Below are 14,580 nucleotides of genomic sequence, written 5' to 3'. Positions count from 1 at the left end.
CCTGAAGAAGCTGTGCTAAAGTCAGCGTCCTTTTTATCGACAAACGCGTGATATGACCGACTCCAGTCTCTCCGCAAGCCCATCGAGCTTGAAAATCTACTTCCGCCTGCTTGGCTATGTCCGGCCGTACATCAGTCTGTTTCTGATCAGCATCGTCGGCTTTCTGATTTTCGCTTCGACCCAGCCAATGCTCGGCTATATCCTCAAGTACTTTGTCGATGGCCTGTCCAATCCTGAGGCCGCGCTCTTCCCGACGGTGCCTTACCTGCGCGACCTGCAACTGCTGCAGGCGGTGCCGCTGCTGATCATCCTGATCGCCGCGTGGCAAGGGCTGGGATCTTATCTGGGCAACTACTTTCTAGCCAAAGTTTCTCTGGGTCTAGTCCATGATCTGCGAGTACAGCTGTTCAATAACCTGTTGGTTCTGCCCAACCGGTATTTCGACAAGCATAACTCGGGTCATCTGATTTCGCGTATCACCTTCAACGTGACGATGGTCACCGGGGCGGCCACAGATGCGATCAAGGTCGTAATCCGTGAGGGCATGACGGTGATCTTCCTGTTTGCCTCGCTGCTGTTCATGAACTGGCGCCTGACGCTGGTCATGGTCGCCATCCTGCCGTTGATCGCCGTCATGGTGCGCACCGCGAGCAAGAAATTCCGCAAGCAAAGCAAGAAAATCCAGTTGGCCATGGGTGACGTGACGCACGTGGCGTCGGAAACCATTCAGGGCTATCGCGTGGTGCGCAGCTTCGGTGGCGAAGTCTACGAAGAAAAACGCTTTTTCGACGCCAGCCAGGGCAATACCGACAAGCAACTGCGCATGACCCGCACCGGTGCCATCTACACGCCGCTGCTGCAATTGGTGATTTACACCGCCATGGCGGTGCTGATGTTCCTGGTGCTGTACCTGCGTGGCGATGCTTCGGCTGGTGACATGGTTGCCTATATCACCCTGGCCGGCCTGTTGCCCAAGCCGATCCGCCAGCTGTCCGAAGTCAGCTCGACCATCCAGAAAGGCGTGGCCGGTGCCGAGAGCATTTTCGAACAACTGGACGTTGCGCCTGAAGTCGATACCGGCACCGTCGAACGCGATGCTGTCACCGGTCGTCTGGACGTACGTAACCTGAGCTTCACCTACCCGGACACCGATCGCCAGGTGCTCAATGACATCACGTTCTCGGTCGAACCGGGGCAAATGGTGGCACTGGTCGGACGCTCAGGCAGTGGCAAGTCGACCTTGGCCAACCTGATTCCGCGCTTCTATCACCACGACAAGGGCGAGATCCTGATCGACGGTGTTGAAGTGGAGCAGTACAAGCTGCTGAACCTGCGCAAGCACATCGCCCAGGTGACCCAGCATGTGACGTTGTTCAGCGACACCGTGGCCAACAACATTGCCTATGGCGATCTCGCCGGCGCGCCGCGTGAAGACATCGAGAAAGCGGCGCGAGACGCTTACGCCATGGATTTCATCGCGCAATTACCCGAAGGCCTGGACACCCAGGTCGGCGAGAACGGCGTGCTGCTGTCCGGCGGTCAGCGTCAGCGTCTGGCGATTGCGCGAGCCCTGTTGAAGAACGCGCCGTTGCTGATTCTCGACGAGGCCACCTCGGCGCTCGACACTGAATCTGAGCGCCACATTCAGGCGGCACTCGATCAAGTGATGAAAGGCCGGACCACGCTGGTGATCGCTCACCGACTGTCGACCATCGAAAAGGCTGACCTGATTCTGGTTATGGATCAGGGCCGGATCGTCGAGCGCGGTACCCATGCCGAGCTGCTGGCGCACAACGGATACTACGCCCGCCTGAACGCCATGGGCCTCGATGCCCCGGCTGAAGACATCGCCTGATCTTCGCTCGCCGGGCGCGCAATGCGCCCGGCGATTTGTATCCAGACCTTTACCCTTCTTGACCAAACCTGCATAAATCTGTGCGACTCGCTTGTTAAGGTTCCTGAACGACCTTTGACTTCAATCGATGGGGCCATCCCCATCGCGCGGGTACTGCCATGCTGCAACGTTATCTCTGGAAGCTGTTACCCAAGTCGCAGCGGGCATTTTTGCTGGGACGCCTGTCGGTGGTAGACCGCCAGGTGGTGAACAAATCGATGTCGGCCAATGTGCGTTTTCCCCAAGCCTTCGAGCAGCTTTCCTGTCTGTACATTCATGTCCCCAAATGTGCCGGGAGCAGCATCTGCGCAGCGATGTTCGACAATTGGAGCCCCGGTCACTTGCCGTTGTACTGGTACGAGCAGCAGTTTTCCGAGCAGTTTGCGGCCAGTTTCAAATTCGCCTTTGTGCGTGATCCTCTGGAAAGGGCTTATTCGGCCTACGCGTTTCTGCGGGGCAACGAGTTGGGCCGGCGCGATCATGCGGCGCAAAAACTGGTCAGCCACTACCGCGACTTCGACGATTTCGTCGGTCGCTGGCTGCACCCGGAAACGATCCAGCGGCAATTGCATTTCGCCGCGCAAACGGATTTTCTCACCGACTCCCTGGGGCATCTGGCGTTGGACTTCGTTGGGTATCAGGAGCATCTGGAACGGGACTTTCAACTGGTCTGCGAGCAGTTGGGGTGTTCGCTGGTGCTGCCTCACGTTAACAGCTCCCGGCAACGACAGCCGATGCGCGCCCGTGATTTCTGCTCGGCGCGTACCCGTCGGTTGGTACGCCGGGCGTACCAGCGCGACTACGAGATGCTCGGCTATGAATAAAGCGCAGTTGATGTCAGTTGCCGATGTCAGGCCTTACTCGCTGGCGCTGTCGAACGAGGCGCGTGCCTCAATCAAATGCCAGCGGCCGCGTTGCTTGTGGTTGACCGGGTTGTCCGGGGCGGGCAAGTCGACGCTGGCCAATGCCCTTGAACTTCAGCTCAATCAGCGTGGGCTGCACACCTTTCTGCTGGATGGTGACAACCTGCGTGGCGGCTTGTGCCGTGATCTGGGGATGGGGGCTGACTGTCGCCGGGAAAATATCCGACGCATGGCCGAGGTGGCACGATTGATGGTGGATGCGGGGCTGATAGTGATCGTTGCGGCGATCTCGCCTTTTCGTACCGAGCGCGAAACCGCCCGGCGTTTGTTCGCCGAAGGCGATTTCATTGAGGTGTATGTGAGCACGCCGTTCGCAGTGTGTGCGCAGCGCGACCCCAAAGGCTTGTATCAAGCGGCCCGGCAGGGGCGGGTCAAGGACTTCACCGGCATCGACAGCCCGTACGAGGCGCCGCTGTCTGCCGAATGTGAGATCGACACCGACGAAACGGGGCTGGCCGACGCCTGCTGGCAGTTATCGGCATTTCTGCTCAATAAATGAACAGTTTTACCCGGCAAATCATCCCGTTGCAGCCGTCACGCAAGCCAGCGCCAACCCTGTGGTAATATCGCGCCCCTGTTCATTTTGTATGTGGGTTGCTCCATGAAGTTGTCCATGCCGCGATTCGATCAAGCCCCTGTCTTGGTGGTCGGCGATGTCATGCTCGACCGTTACTGGCATGGTGGTACCTCACGGATTTCCCCTGAGGCGCCGGTGCCGGTGGTCAAGGTCGAGCAAATCGAGGACCGCCCGGGCGGTGCCGCCAACGTTGCGTTGAACATTGCCGCGCTCGGTGCTCCTGCCTCGCTGGTCGGTGTGACCGGCGACGACGAAGCGGCCGACAGCCTGGCCAATAGCCTCCAGGGCGCAGGCGTCCGGGCTATTTTCCAGCGCATTGCGCACCAGCCGACCATCGTCAAGCTGCGGGTCATGAGTCGTCACCAGCAATTGCTGCGTATCGACTTCGAAGAACCCTTCGCCACCGACGCGTTGGCGCTTGGCGAGCAAGTCGATGAACTGCTCGAAGGCATCAAGGTGCTGGTGCTGTCCGACTACGGCAAAGGCGCCCTGAAAAACCATCAGGTGCTGATCCAGGCCGCCCGTTCCCGTGGCATTCCAGTGCTGGCGGATCCCAAGGGCAAGGATTTCTCGATCTACCGTGGCGCGAGCCTGATCACCCCGAACCTCAGCGAGTTCGAAACCATCGTCGGTGGCTGCGCCGATGAGCACGAACTGGTGAGCAAAGGCGCGCAGCTGATGCACGACCTCGACCTCGGCGCCTTGCTGGTGACCCGTGGCGAACACGGCATGACCTTGCTGCGTCCGGATCATCCGGCGCTGCACCTGCCGGCCCGTGCCCGTGAAGTGTTCGACGTGACCGGTGCTGGCGATACCGTGATTTCTACCTTGGCAGCGGCGATTGCCGCGGGTGAAGAATTGCCCCATGCGGTGGCCCTGGCCAACCTGGCAGCGGGCATTGTGGTCGGTAAACTCGGTACCGCAGCCATCAGCGCCCCGGAACTACGCCGCGCCATCCAGCGCGAAGAGGGTTCCGAGCGCGGTGTGTTGGGCCTTGAGCAGCTCTTGCTGGCCGTCGCCGATGCGCGTGCGCACAAAGAGAAGATTGTCTTCACCAATGGCTGCTTCGACATTCTGCATGCCGGCCACGTGACTTACCTCGAGCAGGCACGGGCCCAGGGCGATCGATTGATCGTTGCGGTCAATGACGATGCTTCGGTCAGCCGCCTGAAAGGGCCGGGTCGTCCGATCAACAGCGTCGACCGTCGCATGGCCGTACTGGCCGGTTTGGGCGCAGTGGATTGGGTGATCAGCTTCCCTGAAGGCACCCCGGAAAATCTGTTGCGCGAGGTCAAGCCGGACGTGTTGGTGAAGGGGGGTGATTACGGGATCGACCAAGTGGTCGGCGCAGACATCGTGACGGCTTATGGCGGGACGGTGAAAGTGCTGGGGCTGGTAGCGAACAGCTCTACAACGGCGATTGTCGATAAGATCCGTCAATCCGAGTGAGACGTTGATCATTCCCACGCTCTGCGTGGGAATGATCAACGGACGCAGAATGTGGGAACGATCAAGAGCTGACTTTTTTATGCGGCACGATTTTCTTCAGCAATTGCTTTGCCTTCCCGCGTAATCGCGCCAGACCCGAATCCTTCCCCGGCGGGCTCAGCCCCTGCTGGCGCACCCAATCTTTCCAGCGAATCCGCTCATCACGCACCACCCAGCCTTCCTGTTGGGCAAAACTCTCTGCCAGGAACAAGCCGCGCGTGCTCGCGGGGTAGAGCTGATCCTTCTTCAAGGTATACAGCTCGGCCATCGGCTGGCCGTCCTGCAAGGGCATCAGGTACAAATCCGGGCGCTTGCGGTCGAGGCGGGCCACCAGTTGATCGCCTTCCAGGCGCTCATCGACATGAAACAGGCTCAGGGATTTGGCTTCCTTGGGCACGTCCAGGCGCAGGTCATAGATCAGTTGCAACGACGCGGTGGGCAAATGCACGTAAGCCCGTGGCCGTTCGATCAGTTGCAGGTTGGCGCACCGCACCGGCCGCGCCGAACCGGACAACGGCGTCAGGCGAAACGGTAGCGCCTCGCGGTAGTGCAGGGCACTGGCATAGGGCGCAGGCAACCACGTGTCATTAAAACGCCCGCCGAGCCAGCCTTCCGGGGTTTCCAGCAGGCACTCTTCGGCAATTTCCTGAATCGCCGTGTGCAGCGGCAGGTTCAGTTCATGGGCCGGTACGTACCCGGAGATCAGCTTGAGCACCACGTCGCCACGGTCTTGCCGACGCTGGCGCACCAACACCCAGTAATCGCGATTCTGCCAATGCAGGGTCAGGCGCACCGAGACCCCGAGGTTGGCCAGTTCCAGCGCAAACCGCTCGGTGCTGGCTACCGTCACAGGACGGCGACGTTGCAGGGTCTGGGAAAAGTTGAGCGGCATCCCGACGCTCTGGTAGCTCAAGCCTTCGGGAGTCGCTTCGACGTACAACGGCAGGGTCTTGAAGTTGCTCGGGTTCTTTCTAATGAGCGTACGCGGCATGTCGGCTCCTGCTTAAGGCCGCGTGGGCGGCATCAGTTTCTACGGAGGACCTGGGCAACGGTCGCAACGTTGTGGGCGAGGTGCAGCGGATTAATGGTCCCGACAATAGCACTGGCCACACCCGGATGTTCAAACAACAACTCGAAGCTGGCGCGCACCGGGTCCACGCCTGGACTCAGGCACACATGACCGCTGGCGAGGGCTTTTTTGACCAGAATGGCTTTGCCGTGAGCAGCAGCATAGTCAATGACAGGCTTCTCGTTCTGATCGTTCAGATTGTAGGTGACCATGGCGCAATCACCTTGCTCCAGAGCCTTCAAACCACCTTCGACGGTTTTGCCGGAAAAACCGAAACCGCGAATCTTGCCTTCGGCCTTGAGCGTGGCGAGGGTCGCGTAGACCTCGCTGTCATTGAGGATCGCCATATCGTTGCCGTCGGAGTGCACCAGCACCAGGTCGATAAAATCCGTTTCCAGACGTTGCAGGCTGCGCTCCACTGAAAGACGGGTGTGGGCGGCACTGAAATCGTGGCTCGACTGGCCATTGGAAAACTCTTCGCCGACCTTGCTGACAATCACCCAGTCCTGACGCTGGCCGCACAATAGCGGGCCGAGGCGTTCTTCGCTGCGGCCATAGGCCGGGGCGGTGTCGATCAGGTTGATGCCCATGTCGCGGGCGAGTTTGAGCAACCGGCGTGCATCATCGTCGTCGGGAATCTGAAAACCATTGGGATATTTCACGCCCTGGTCACGGCCGAGTTTGACCGTGCCCAGGCCCAGCGGCGACACCAGCAGGCCGGTGCTGCCCAATGGGCGGTGCAGATCGTGCAGGGTTGGTTGGCTCATGGCAGCAGTTGCTCCCAGGCCGGCACGCCCATTGGCGGTTTCGGTAGTTCCGGCAGAGGCTCTGGATGGCTCGGCTGGATGCCGTCACGCGTCAGGCTGGCGATGACCCGGTCGGCGAAGTCCGGTGCCAGCGCCAGTTTGGTCGGCCAGCCCACCAGCAGGCGACCTTGTTCGGCGAGGAAGGCGTTGTCGGGACGGGTGAGCCCCGATTGCAACGGCTCGGCGCGGTCCACGCGCAAGGTGGCCCATTGCGCGGTGCTCAGGTCGATCCATGGCAGCAACTGCCCGAGCTCTTGCTGGGCCGTGGCGATTTGCTCGGCAGGTTCGCGGGCAACGCCTTCAGCCTCGGCAATGTCGCCCCCCATGTACCAGACCCACTGACCGTCGGCGGCCGGGTGAGTGGTCACGGTCAGGCGCGGTTTGGTGCCGCCGCCCAGGCAATGGGCGTAAAGCGGTTTGAGGCCCGGGCCTTTGGCGATGATCATATGCAACGGCCGACGCTGCATGGCGGGCTGGCTCAACCCCAGCGCTTCGAGCAATGCCGCGGTGCCAGCACCGGCGCTGAGGACGATGCGCTGGGCACGAATCTCGCGCTCATCGACCTTCAGGCCGACCAGCACGTTGCCTTCCAGCAGCGGCTCGATCTTCTGCGCGGCGAGCAGGCCATCACCGGCCAGAACGGCCAGGCGCTGGATCAGGCTTGGCACGTCGACCACCAATTCCGCCAGGCGATAAACCTTGCCCTTGAAGCGTTTGTCTTGCAGGGCCGGCGGCAGTTGCTCGCCCTTGACCTGATCGACACGGCCGCGCACGGCCTTGCTCGCGAAGAAACTGGTGAGGTTGCCGGCGAGCGTGCCGGGGGACCAGAGATAGTGCGCTTCGGACAACAGGCGTACGCCGGACAGGTCCAGTTCGCCATCGCCCGCCAGCGCTTCACGCCAGCGGCGCGGCATGTCGGCAATCGCTTCCGATGCCCCGGTCAGGGCGCCGTGCAACGCGTACTTGGCGCCGCCGTGGATGATGCCCTGGGATTTCACACTCTGCCCGCCGCCGAGGCTGGCGCTTTCCACCAGCACGGTCGAAAAACCCTGGCGGCGCAGGCGCGCATTCAGCCAGAGGCCGGCGACACCAGCGCCGACAATTAGAACGTCGGTGGAAATAACGGATGGCATGCGGCGACCTCAGTGTTCAAGACGAGGGCGCAGTATACAGATTCATGCCAAGCGCTATGTAGCAGCTGCCGAAGGCTGCGTTCGAGCCGGGGTCGCGCTCGACCGAAGTCCTCGCCTTCGATCTGTCTGAGATGTCTATTGTCAGTTTTTACAACTGCTTCGCAGTCGGACGCAGCCTTCGGCAGCTGCTACAAAAAGCGGTGCATCAGTGCCCGGCAGTTTTTGAGAACAGTTGGATGACCACGACACCCAGTACGATCAACGCCATCCCCAGCATCGCCGGCACATCCAGCTTCTGCCCGTAGATAAACAGCGCCGCGACGCTGACCATCACGATTCCCATGCCGGCCCACACTGCGTAGGCAACTCCCACCGGAACGCTGCGCACTACCAGGGTCAGCATCCAGAAGGCAATGCCGTAACCGACGATCACCAGAACCAGCGGCAGCGGCGTGCTGAAACCTTTGACGGCTTTCATCGAAACAGTTGCGATCACTTCGGCGCAGATGGCGATGGCCAGATAGTAGTAAGCGGTCATGGGTGCATCCTCGTGTGAAGTGTTGCTTTCTGAGGTCGGCATTTTAGAGACTCTTCAGATGCGGTAAAGTCATTACCTATCTGCTAAAAAGATGGGTTGGCCTATGCAATGGAATCTTGAGCAACTGCGGTTGTTTGTCAGCGTAGCGGAGCATCGTTCGTTTTCTGCGGTGGCACGTGATCAGCGCAAGGCGCAGTCAGCGGTCAGCAGTTCGATTGCGCTGCTCGAAGAAGATCTGGGCGTGAGTCTGTTCGATCGCAGTAGCGGCCGTCAGCCGAAACTCACCGAGGCCGGTAATGCCTTGCTGGAAGAGGCGCGAGAAGTGCTGCGCCAGTGCGAGCGCCTCAACGGTCGCGCGCTGGCCATGATGCGCGGCCAGGAAGCTCGATTGCGTGTGGCTCAGGATGAAGCCATGCCCTATCAGCCGATCATCGAAAGCTTCGAAGCCCTGGCGGAAAAATTTCCCAGCCTCGAAGTGCAGCTGACCAGCGCCGCCCAGGGCGATGTCGCGCGCAAACTGGTGGAGCGCCGTGCTGATCTGGGGCTGCTGTTTTATCACGACCAGATTCCCGAGGCCCTTGAGCGGCGAGTGGTGGGCAGCGTCGAGATGCTCACGGTGTGCGGCGTCGGGCATCCACTGGCGAAGCAGGCTCACGTTGATTGTCAGGCGCTGGCGCAGCATCGGCAGTTGCTGATGTCGACCCAGTCCAGCGTTTACCCCGGCAGCGAGCCCGCCAGCCCGCAAGTCTGGCGGGCCGACAGTTTCTACGTGATGGCCGAATGGCTGGTGCGCGGCCTCGGTTGGGCCTGGTTGCCCCGGCACGTGGTGCAATACCCGGCGTACCAGGGCCTGATGGTCGAACTGGACAGCGAATGGACCCCGCCGGCGCTGGTGGTGGAGTTGGTGTGGCGTCGCGATGAACCGCCGGGCCCGGCGGCTCGTTGGCTGGCGGAACGTTTTGCCGAGCACTTGCAGGCGATCGGCGAGAAAAGCCGATAAACTCCGCCGCCATGAATAGAACTCTCTATACCGCGCTGTTTTATCTGGGGCTGCCACTGGTAGCGATTCGTCTGTGGCTGCGGGCGCGTAAGGCGCCGGCGTATGCCAAACGCATTGGCGAGCGGTTCTCCCTCGCACTGCCGGTAATGAAGCCGGGCGGTATCTGGGTGCACGCGGTGTCGGTGGGCGAAAGCATCGCGGCGGCGCCGATGATCCGCGCCTTGCTGCAACGTTATCCACAGCTGCCGATTACCGTGACCTGCATGACCCCGACCGGGTCCGAGCGCATCCAGGCGTTGTTCGCCAATGAACCGCGCATTCAGCACTGCTATCTGCCTTACGATTTGCCCTGCGCCGCTGCGCGTTTTCTCGACCGGGTCCGGCCAACGCTGGCGGTGATCATGGAAACCGAACTCTGGCCTAACCATATTCACCAATGCGCCAGGCGCGGGATTCCCGTGGCGCTGGCCAATGCGCGACTGTCCGAGCGCTCGGCCAAGGGTTATGGCCGCTTCCGCAAACTGACGCAGCCGATGCTCGCCGAGATGAGCCTGTTCGCGGTTCAGACCGAGGCTGAGGCCCAGCGCTTTCGTGACTTGGGAGCGCGTCCGGAAACCGTGGAAGTCACCGGCTCAATCAAGTTCGACCTGACCATCGACCCGCAATTGCTGCAACGCGCCGTCGAGCTGCGCACGCAATGGCAGACGCTTGAGCGGCCGGTGTGGATCGCCGCCAGTACCCATGAAGGTGAAGACGAAGTGGTCCTCGCGGCCCATCGTCAGTTACTGGCCAATCATCCCGATGCGTTGCTGATCCTGGTGCCGCGCCATCCGGAGCGTTTCAACACGGTGTTCGAGCTGTGTCAGCAGCAGGGTTTCGCCACGCTGCGTCGTTCCACAAGCGAGCCGGTGACCTCGGCCACGTCGGTGCTGGTGGGCGACACCATGGGCGAGTTGCTGTTTCTCTACGCCTTGGCAGATACCGCTTTCGTGGGGGGCAGCCTGGTGCCGAACGGTGGGCATAACCTGCTGGAACCGGCCGCGTTGGCCAAGCCGGTACTGAGTGGCCCGCACCTGTTCAACTTCCTCGAAATCGCCGCGCAGCTGCGCAGTGCCGGGGCGTTGCAGGAAGTGGAGGATGCCGAAGGTCTGGCGCTGGCGGTGCAGCGGCTGTTCGAATTGCCGCGCGATGCACAGCGGATGGCTGAGGCGGGGCTGAAGGTGATGCGCAGCAATCAGGGGGCGTTGCAGCGATTGCTGGATGGGCTGGGGCGGTTGATCAACCGACCGATCTGAGCCTGACATTTCTGAAGAGGGGGCAAGCCCCCTCATCAGAATAATGACGTATTACTCGCCGGGTCTTGCCTTGAGCTGGGCAGCCGCAGCCTTCGCCAGATCCGGCGGCAGGAAGTCCTTGTCCGGGTTGTAGTCGGCCTTGAGGTAGCGCTTCAGGTCTTCCAGATCCCCCGGGCTCAACGTGCCGGCCTGCTGCTTCAGGCGCAGGTTGTCGAGGATGTAGTCGTAGCGGGTGTTGTTGTAGTCGCGTACCGAGTTGTACAGCGAGCGCTGCGCATCCAGTACGTCGACGATGTTGCGTGTCCCTACCTGATAGCCGATTTCAGTCGCTTCCACCGCACTCTGGTTGGAGATGATCGACTGCTTGCGCGCCTGTACCTGATCCACATCGGTGTTGACCGCGCGGTGCAGGTTGCGGGTGCTTTCGACGATCTGCCGACGCAGCGCTTCGCGTTGCTGCTCGGTCTGATCCAGTTGCGCATACGATTGACGCACCTGGGAGGTGGTCAGGCCGCCGCTGTAGATCGGGATATTCAGTTGCAGGCCCACTGTCGTTTGCTCGACGTTGCCACTGTACGGTTGGCCAAAGGCGTTCGGGTTACTGAAGCCCAGTGCGTCGTTATCACCTTTTTCGTATTTCGCCACCGCGTCGACCGTCGGCAAGTGACCGGACTTACGCTGCTTGAGGGTTTCTTCGGCGGCACTGACCGCGTAGTTGCTGGCCAGCAGATTCAGGTTCTGGCGGGCGGCCGTATCGACCCAGGCTTTAGCGTCGTTCGGCGCCGGCGGCAGGATCGGCAGGCTATGGACGACGCCCCAAATTGAGTTGTACTGACGGTTGGTCAGGGTGATCAGCGCTTCAAACGCGTCATCGACCTGGCGTTGCGCAACGATCCGATTGGCGCGTGCGGTGTCGTAACTGGCTTGTGAGTTGAGCACGTCGGTCTTGTCCGACAGGCCGACGTCGAAACGCTCGTTGGACTGGTCGAGCTGGCGTTTGAATGCGGCTTCTTCAGCCTTGGTCGACGCCAGGTTGTCCTGGGTGCGCAGCACGTTGAAGTAGCTTTCAGCCGATTGCAGGATCAGGTTTTGCTCGGTGGCCGAGAGTTGCAGGGCCGCCTGTTCGTTGACGTCCTTGGCGGCCTGGAACTGGAACCAGCGATCAGCACGGAACAGCGGCTGCGCCAGGGTAGCCTGATACGAATTTGCGCTGCGATTGGCCGTCGATGAAGGCTGGTCGATCGCGGTGCGCACGCTGGCGACTTCGGCCCCCCCTGACAGATTGGGCAGCAGGCCGGCGCGAGCCTGAGGCACGACTTCTTTCTGCGCGCCATATTGCGCGATGGCCGCCGCGAGGTCGGCGTTGTTGGCCTTTGCTTCCTGGTAAACGCTGACCAGGTCGTTCTTGGTCGATAAGGGCGCTTCTGCTGCCCAGCCCGTTCCATAAGACGCACAAGACACGGCAAGGGCCAGTGAAAGTTTGCGCAGCATAGGCGTTCCCTAGAATTAATATTACACAAGTAATTTGAGCGCCAAGGCTAAGGCGCGGCACGTACCACGTCAATGCATGGCTTGGCGTAGCGAGTGTAGTTGTGCAATGGGGCGGCAACAATCCTGATTCTGCCATTCATCGAGGTGTTTGCGCGGTGTTGGCGTTCTTTGTCAGTTGTGTCTAGACTGGCCGGGTTCTTGTCGGGGTGCCTTGCTATGAGGCTGAGATCGAATAATTTCGGATCCCGTTGAACCTGATCAGGTTAGCGCCTGCGTAGGGAACAAGATTTCTCGTCACCCGGCGAGTCCTCTTGTGCTTCGTCCGGGATGTTGTTCGACAATCGAACACCCCTCGAGCACTGAGCACAGCACCAACAGCTTTGTTATTGCTGATTGGTCGCGTCCATTCGTTACAGGTTCGCTCCGACAAAATTCCACTGCCTGGATGCTGTCTGGAGAGCCCGTGATGACGATAAAACCAAAAAATACGATGAACCTGAGTGATTCGGCCCAAGTCGATCAACAGTCGGTTCAACCGTTTACCCGCTCGCAAAAAATCTATGTCCAGGGCTCGCGCCCCGACATCCTCGTGCCCATGCGCGAAATCAGCCTGGATGTAACGCCGACCGACTTTGGCGGCGAGATCAATGCACCGGTGGTGGTGTACGACACCTCGGGCCCGTACACCGACCCCAATGTCATCATCGACGTGCGCAAAGGCCTGGCCGATGTGCGTTCTGCGTGGATCGAGTCCCGTGGCGACACTGAACGCCTGCCGGGCCTGAGCTCCAATTTCGGCCAGGAACGCCTCGCCGATGCCGAACTGACCAAACTGCGCTTCGCCCACGTCAACAACCCGCGCCGCGCCAAGGCCGGGGCCAACGTCAACCAGATGCACTATGCCCGCCAAGGCATCATCACCGCCGAGATGGAATACGTCGCCATCCGCGAAAACATGAAGCTGGAAGTGGCTCGCGCCGCTGGCCTGCTGGACCAGCAACACGCCGGCCACAGCTTCGGCGCCAGCGTGCCGAAGATCATCACCCCCGAATTCGTCCGTGACGAAATCGCCCGTGGCCGCGCGATCATCCCGGCCAACATCAACCACACCGAACTGGAACCGATGATCATCGGCCGTAACTTCCTGGTGAAGATCAACGGCAACATCGGCAACAGCGCCCTGGGTTCGTCCATCGAAGAAGAAGTGGCGAAACTGACCTGGGGTATTCGCTGGGGTTCGGACACGGTCATGGATTTGTCCACCGGCAAACACATTCACGAAACCCGTGAGTGGATCATCCGCAACTCGCCGGTGCCGATCGGTACGGTGCCGATTTATCAGGCCCTGGAAAAAGTCGGCGGCGCCGCTGAAGACCTGACCTGGGAGTTGTTCCGCGACACGCTGATCGAACAGGCCGAGCAGGGCGTCGACTACTTCACCATCCACGCCGGCGTGTTGCTGCGTTATGTGCCGCTGACCGCCAAGCGCGTGACCGGTATCGTTTCCCGTGGCGGTTCGATCATGGCCAAGTGGTGCCTGGCGCACCACAAGGAAAACTTCCTCTACACCCATTTCGAAGACATCTGCGAAATCATGAAGGCCTACGACGTCAGCTTCTCGCTGGGCGATGGCCTGCGTCCGGGCTCGATTGCCGACGCCAATGACGCCGCACAATTCGGTGAGCTGGAAACCCTCGGCGAGCTGACCAAGATCGCCTGGAAGCACGACGTGCAGTGCATGATCGAAGGCCCGGGCCATGTGCCGATGCAGTTGATCAAAGAAAACATGGACAAGCAGCTCGAGTGCTGTGACGAGGCGCCGTTCTACACCCTCGGCCCGCTGACCACCGACATCGCGCCGGGTTACGACCACATCACCTCCGGGATCGGTGCAGCGATGATCGGCTGGTTCGGTTGCGCGATGCTCTGCTACGTGACGCCGAAGGAACACTTGGGCCTGCCGAACAAGGATGATGTGAAGACCGGGATCATCACCTACAAGATCGCCGCGCATGCCGCCGATCTGGCGAAGGGGCATCCGGGCGCGCAGATTCGCGACAATGCCTTGAGCAAGGCGCGGTTCGAATTCCGTTGGGAAGACCAGTTCAACCTTGGCCTGGATCCAGACACCGCCCGTTCGTATCACGATGAAACCCTGCCGAAGGATTCGGCCAAGGTCGCGCACTTCTGCTCCATGTGCGGGCCGAAATTCTGCTCGATGAAGATCACTCAGGAAGTCCGTGAGTACGCGGCCAACCAGCGGATCGAAACCGTGGATGCCGAGGTCGCCCAGGGATTGGCGGATCAGGCTGAACGGTTCAAGCAGGAAGGCAGTCAGCTGTACAAGAAAATCTAGCCACGAGCGA

At 60.7% G+C, this 14,580-nt stretch carries 12 protein-coding genes and 1 riboswitch; of the genes, 7 read left to right on the top strand and 5 right to left on the bottom strand.

All coding sequences use genetic code 11. From position 1 onward, the window contains the following. The first annotated feature begins 52 nt into the window (after window positions 1–52). The 4 genes from msbA to hldE all read left to right on the top strand — a co-directional run bounded on the left by msbA (window position 53) and on the right by hldE (window position 4,843). Window positions 53–1,855, top strand: a complete 1,803-nt coding sequence (gene msbA / locus D882_RS0103940; protein WP_027922025.1) for a lipid A export permease/ATP-binding protein MsbA — start codon at window positions 53–55, stop codon at window positions 1,853–1,855. A gap of 158 nt (window positions 1,856–2,013) precedes the next feature. After that, window positions 2,014–2,718, top strand: coding sequence for a sulfotransferase family 2 domain-containing protein (locus D882_RS0103935; protein ID WP_027922024.1), 705 nt, complete (start codon window positions 2,014–2,016; stop codon window positions 2,716–2,718). Then, a complete protein-coding gene (gene cysC / locus D882_RS0103930) occupies window positions 2,711–3,316 on the top strand; it encodes an adenylyl-sulfate kinase (RefSeq protein ID WP_027922023.1) in 606 nt (201 codons plus the stop codon). Before D882_RS0103935 ends, cysC begins: the two co-directional genes overlap by 8 nt. A gap of 102 nt (window positions 3,317–3,418) precedes the next feature. Continuing rightward, the gene (gene hldE / locus D882_RS0103925; RefSeq protein ID WP_027922022.1) at window positions 3,419–4,843 is read left to right on the top strand and encodes a bifunctional D-glycero-beta-D-manno-heptose-7-phosphate kinase/D-glycero-beta-D-manno-heptose 1-phosphate adenylyltransferase HldE; all 1,425 of its coding nucleotides are present in this window, start codon (window positions 3,419–3,421) and stop codon (window positions 4,841–4,843) included. Between the two features lie 61 nt (window positions 4,844–4,904). Here hldE and D882_RS0103920 read toward each other — a convergent pair whose 3' ends face one another. The 4 genes from D882_RS0103920 to D882_RS0103905 all read right to left on the bottom strand — a co-directional run bounded on the left by D882_RS0103920 (window position 4,905) and on the right by D882_RS0103905 (window position 8,428). Beyond that, window positions 4,905–5,873 (bottom strand): hypothetical protein, encoded by a 969-nt coding sequence (locus D882_RS0103920; RefSeq protein WP_027922021.1) that lies wholly within the window; start codon window positions 5,871–5,873, stop codon window positions 4,905–4,907. Window positions 5,874–5,905: 32 nt separating this feature from the next. Beyond that, window positions 5,906–6,718 carry an aldo/keto reductase gene (locus D882_RS0103915; protein WP_027922020.1) on the bottom strand — a complete coding sequence of 271 codons (813 nt, stop codon included), beginning with the start codon at window positions 6,716–6,718 and terminating at the stop codon, window positions 5,906–5,908. After that, a complete protein-coding gene (locus D882_RS0103910) occupies window positions 6,715–7,890 on the bottom strand; it encodes an FAD-binding oxidoreductase (RefSeq protein WP_027922019.1) in 1,176 nt (391 codons plus the stop codon). The genes D882_RS0103915 and D882_RS0103910 overlap by 4 nt, the downstream gene beginning before the upstream one ends. Window positions 7,891–8,095: 205 nt before the next feature. Continuing rightward, on the bottom strand, window positions 8,096–8,428 hold the full coding sequence (locus D882_RS0103905; protein WP_015093202.1) for a multidrug efflux SMR transporter: 333 nt from the start codon (window positions 8,426–8,428) through the stop codon (window positions 8,096–8,098). Window positions 8,429–8,531: 103 nt separating this feature from the next. On the opposite strand from D882_RS0103905, the gene D882_RS0103900 reads away from it, so the two are divergent. Together D882_RS0103900 and waaA are read left to right on the top strand one after the other, a co-directional pair. After that, complete coding sequence (locus tag D882_RS0103900; RefSeq protein WP_027922018.1) at window positions 8,532–9,428, top strand: LysR family transcriptional regulator; 897 nt, start codon at window positions 8,532–8,534, stop codon at window positions 9,426–9,428. Window positions 9,429–9,439: 11 nt separating this feature from the next. Next, window positions 9,440–10,723: a lipid IV(A) 3-deoxy-D-manno-octulosonic acid transferase gene (gene waaA / locus D882_RS0103895; protein WP_027922017.1), complete on the top strand. Its 1,284-nt coding sequence runs from the start codon at window positions 9,440–9,442 to the stop codon at window positions 10,721–10,723. Window positions 10,724–10,774: 51 nt separating this feature from the next. On the opposite strand, the gene D882_RS0103890 is transcribed toward waaA, so the two are convergent. Next, window positions 10,775–12,214, bottom strand: a complete 1,440-nt coding sequence (locus D882_RS0103890) for a TolC family outer membrane protein (RefSeq protein WP_027922016.1) — start codon at window positions 12,212–12,214, stop codon at window positions 10,775–10,777. Between the two features lie 192 nt (window positions 12,215–12,406). Then, a riboswitch (TPP riboswitch) is annotated at window positions 12,407–12,512 on the top strand. Window positions 12,513–12,680: 168 nt separating this feature from the next. Between D882_RS0103890 and thiC the strand changes: the two genes are divergently transcribed. Then, a complete protein-coding gene (gene thiC, locus D882_RS0103885) occupies window positions 12,681–14,570 on the top strand; it encodes a phosphomethylpyrimidine synthase ThiC (RefSeq protein ID WP_027922015.1) in 1,890 nt (629 codons plus the stop codon). Window positions 14,571–14,580 lie beyond the last annotated feature (10 nt).

Source organism: Pseudomonas sp. URMO17WK12:I12, assembly GCF_000514395.1.
GTDB lineage: Bacteria > Pseudomonadota > Gammaproteobacteria > Pseudomonadales > Pseudomonadaceae > Aquipseudomonas > Aquipseudomonas mucoides.
Note: the sequence above shows the minus strand (reverse complement) of the source record. Positions and strands in the feature narration are given on the sequence as shown.

What these genes read in the sequence shown, in the direction of transcription:
- msbA (WP_027922025.1), top strand. Translation starts at nt 53, where the DNA reads ATGACCGACTCCAGTCTCTCCGCAAGCCCATCGAGCTTGAAAATCTAC.
- D882_RS0103935 (WP_027922024.1), top strand. Translation starts at nt 2,014, where the DNA reads ATGCTGCAACGTTATCTCTGGAAGCTGTTACCCAAGTCGCAGCGGGCA.
- cysC (WP_027922023.1), top strand. Translation starts at nt 2,711, where the DNA reads ATGAATAAAGCGCAGTTGATGTCAGTTGCCGATGTCAGGCCTTACTCG.
- hldE (WP_027922022.1), top strand. Translation starts at nt 3,419, where the DNA reads ATGAAGTTGTCCATGCCGCGATTCGATCAAGCCCCTGTCTTGGTGGTC.
- D882_RS0103920 (WP_027922021.1), bottom strand. Translation starts at nt 5,873, where the DNA reads ATGCCGCGTACGCTCATTAGAAAGAACCCGAGCAACTTCAAGACCCTG.
- D882_RS0103915 (WP_027922020.1), bottom strand. Translation starts at nt 6,718, where the DNA reads ATGAGCCAACCAACCCTGCACGATCTGCACCGCCCATTGGGCAGCACC.
- D882_RS0103910 (WP_027922019.1), bottom strand. Translation starts at nt 7,890, where the DNA reads ATGCCATCCGTTATTTCCACCGACGTTCTAATTGTCGGCGCTGGTGTC.
- D882_RS0103905 (WP_015093202.1), bottom strand. Translation starts at nt 8,428, where the DNA reads ATGACCGCTTACTACTATCTGGCCATCGCCATCTGCGCCGAAGTGATC.
- D882_RS0103900 (WP_027922018.1), top strand. Translation starts at nt 8,532, where the DNA reads ATGCAATGGAATCTTGAGCAACTGCGGTTGTTTGTCAGCGTAGCGGAG.
- waaA (WP_027922017.1), top strand. Translation starts at nt 9,440, where the DNA reads ATGAATAGAACTCTCTATACCGCGCTGTTTTATCTGGGGCTGCCACTG.
- D882_RS0103890 (WP_027922016.1), bottom strand. Translation starts at nt 12,214, where the DNA reads ATGCTGCGCAAACTTTCACTGGCCCTTGCCGTGTCTTGTGCGTCTTAT.
- thiC (WP_027922015.1), top strand. Translation starts at nt 12,681, where the DNA reads ATGACGATAAAACCAAAAAATACGATGAACCTGAGTGATTCGGCCCAA.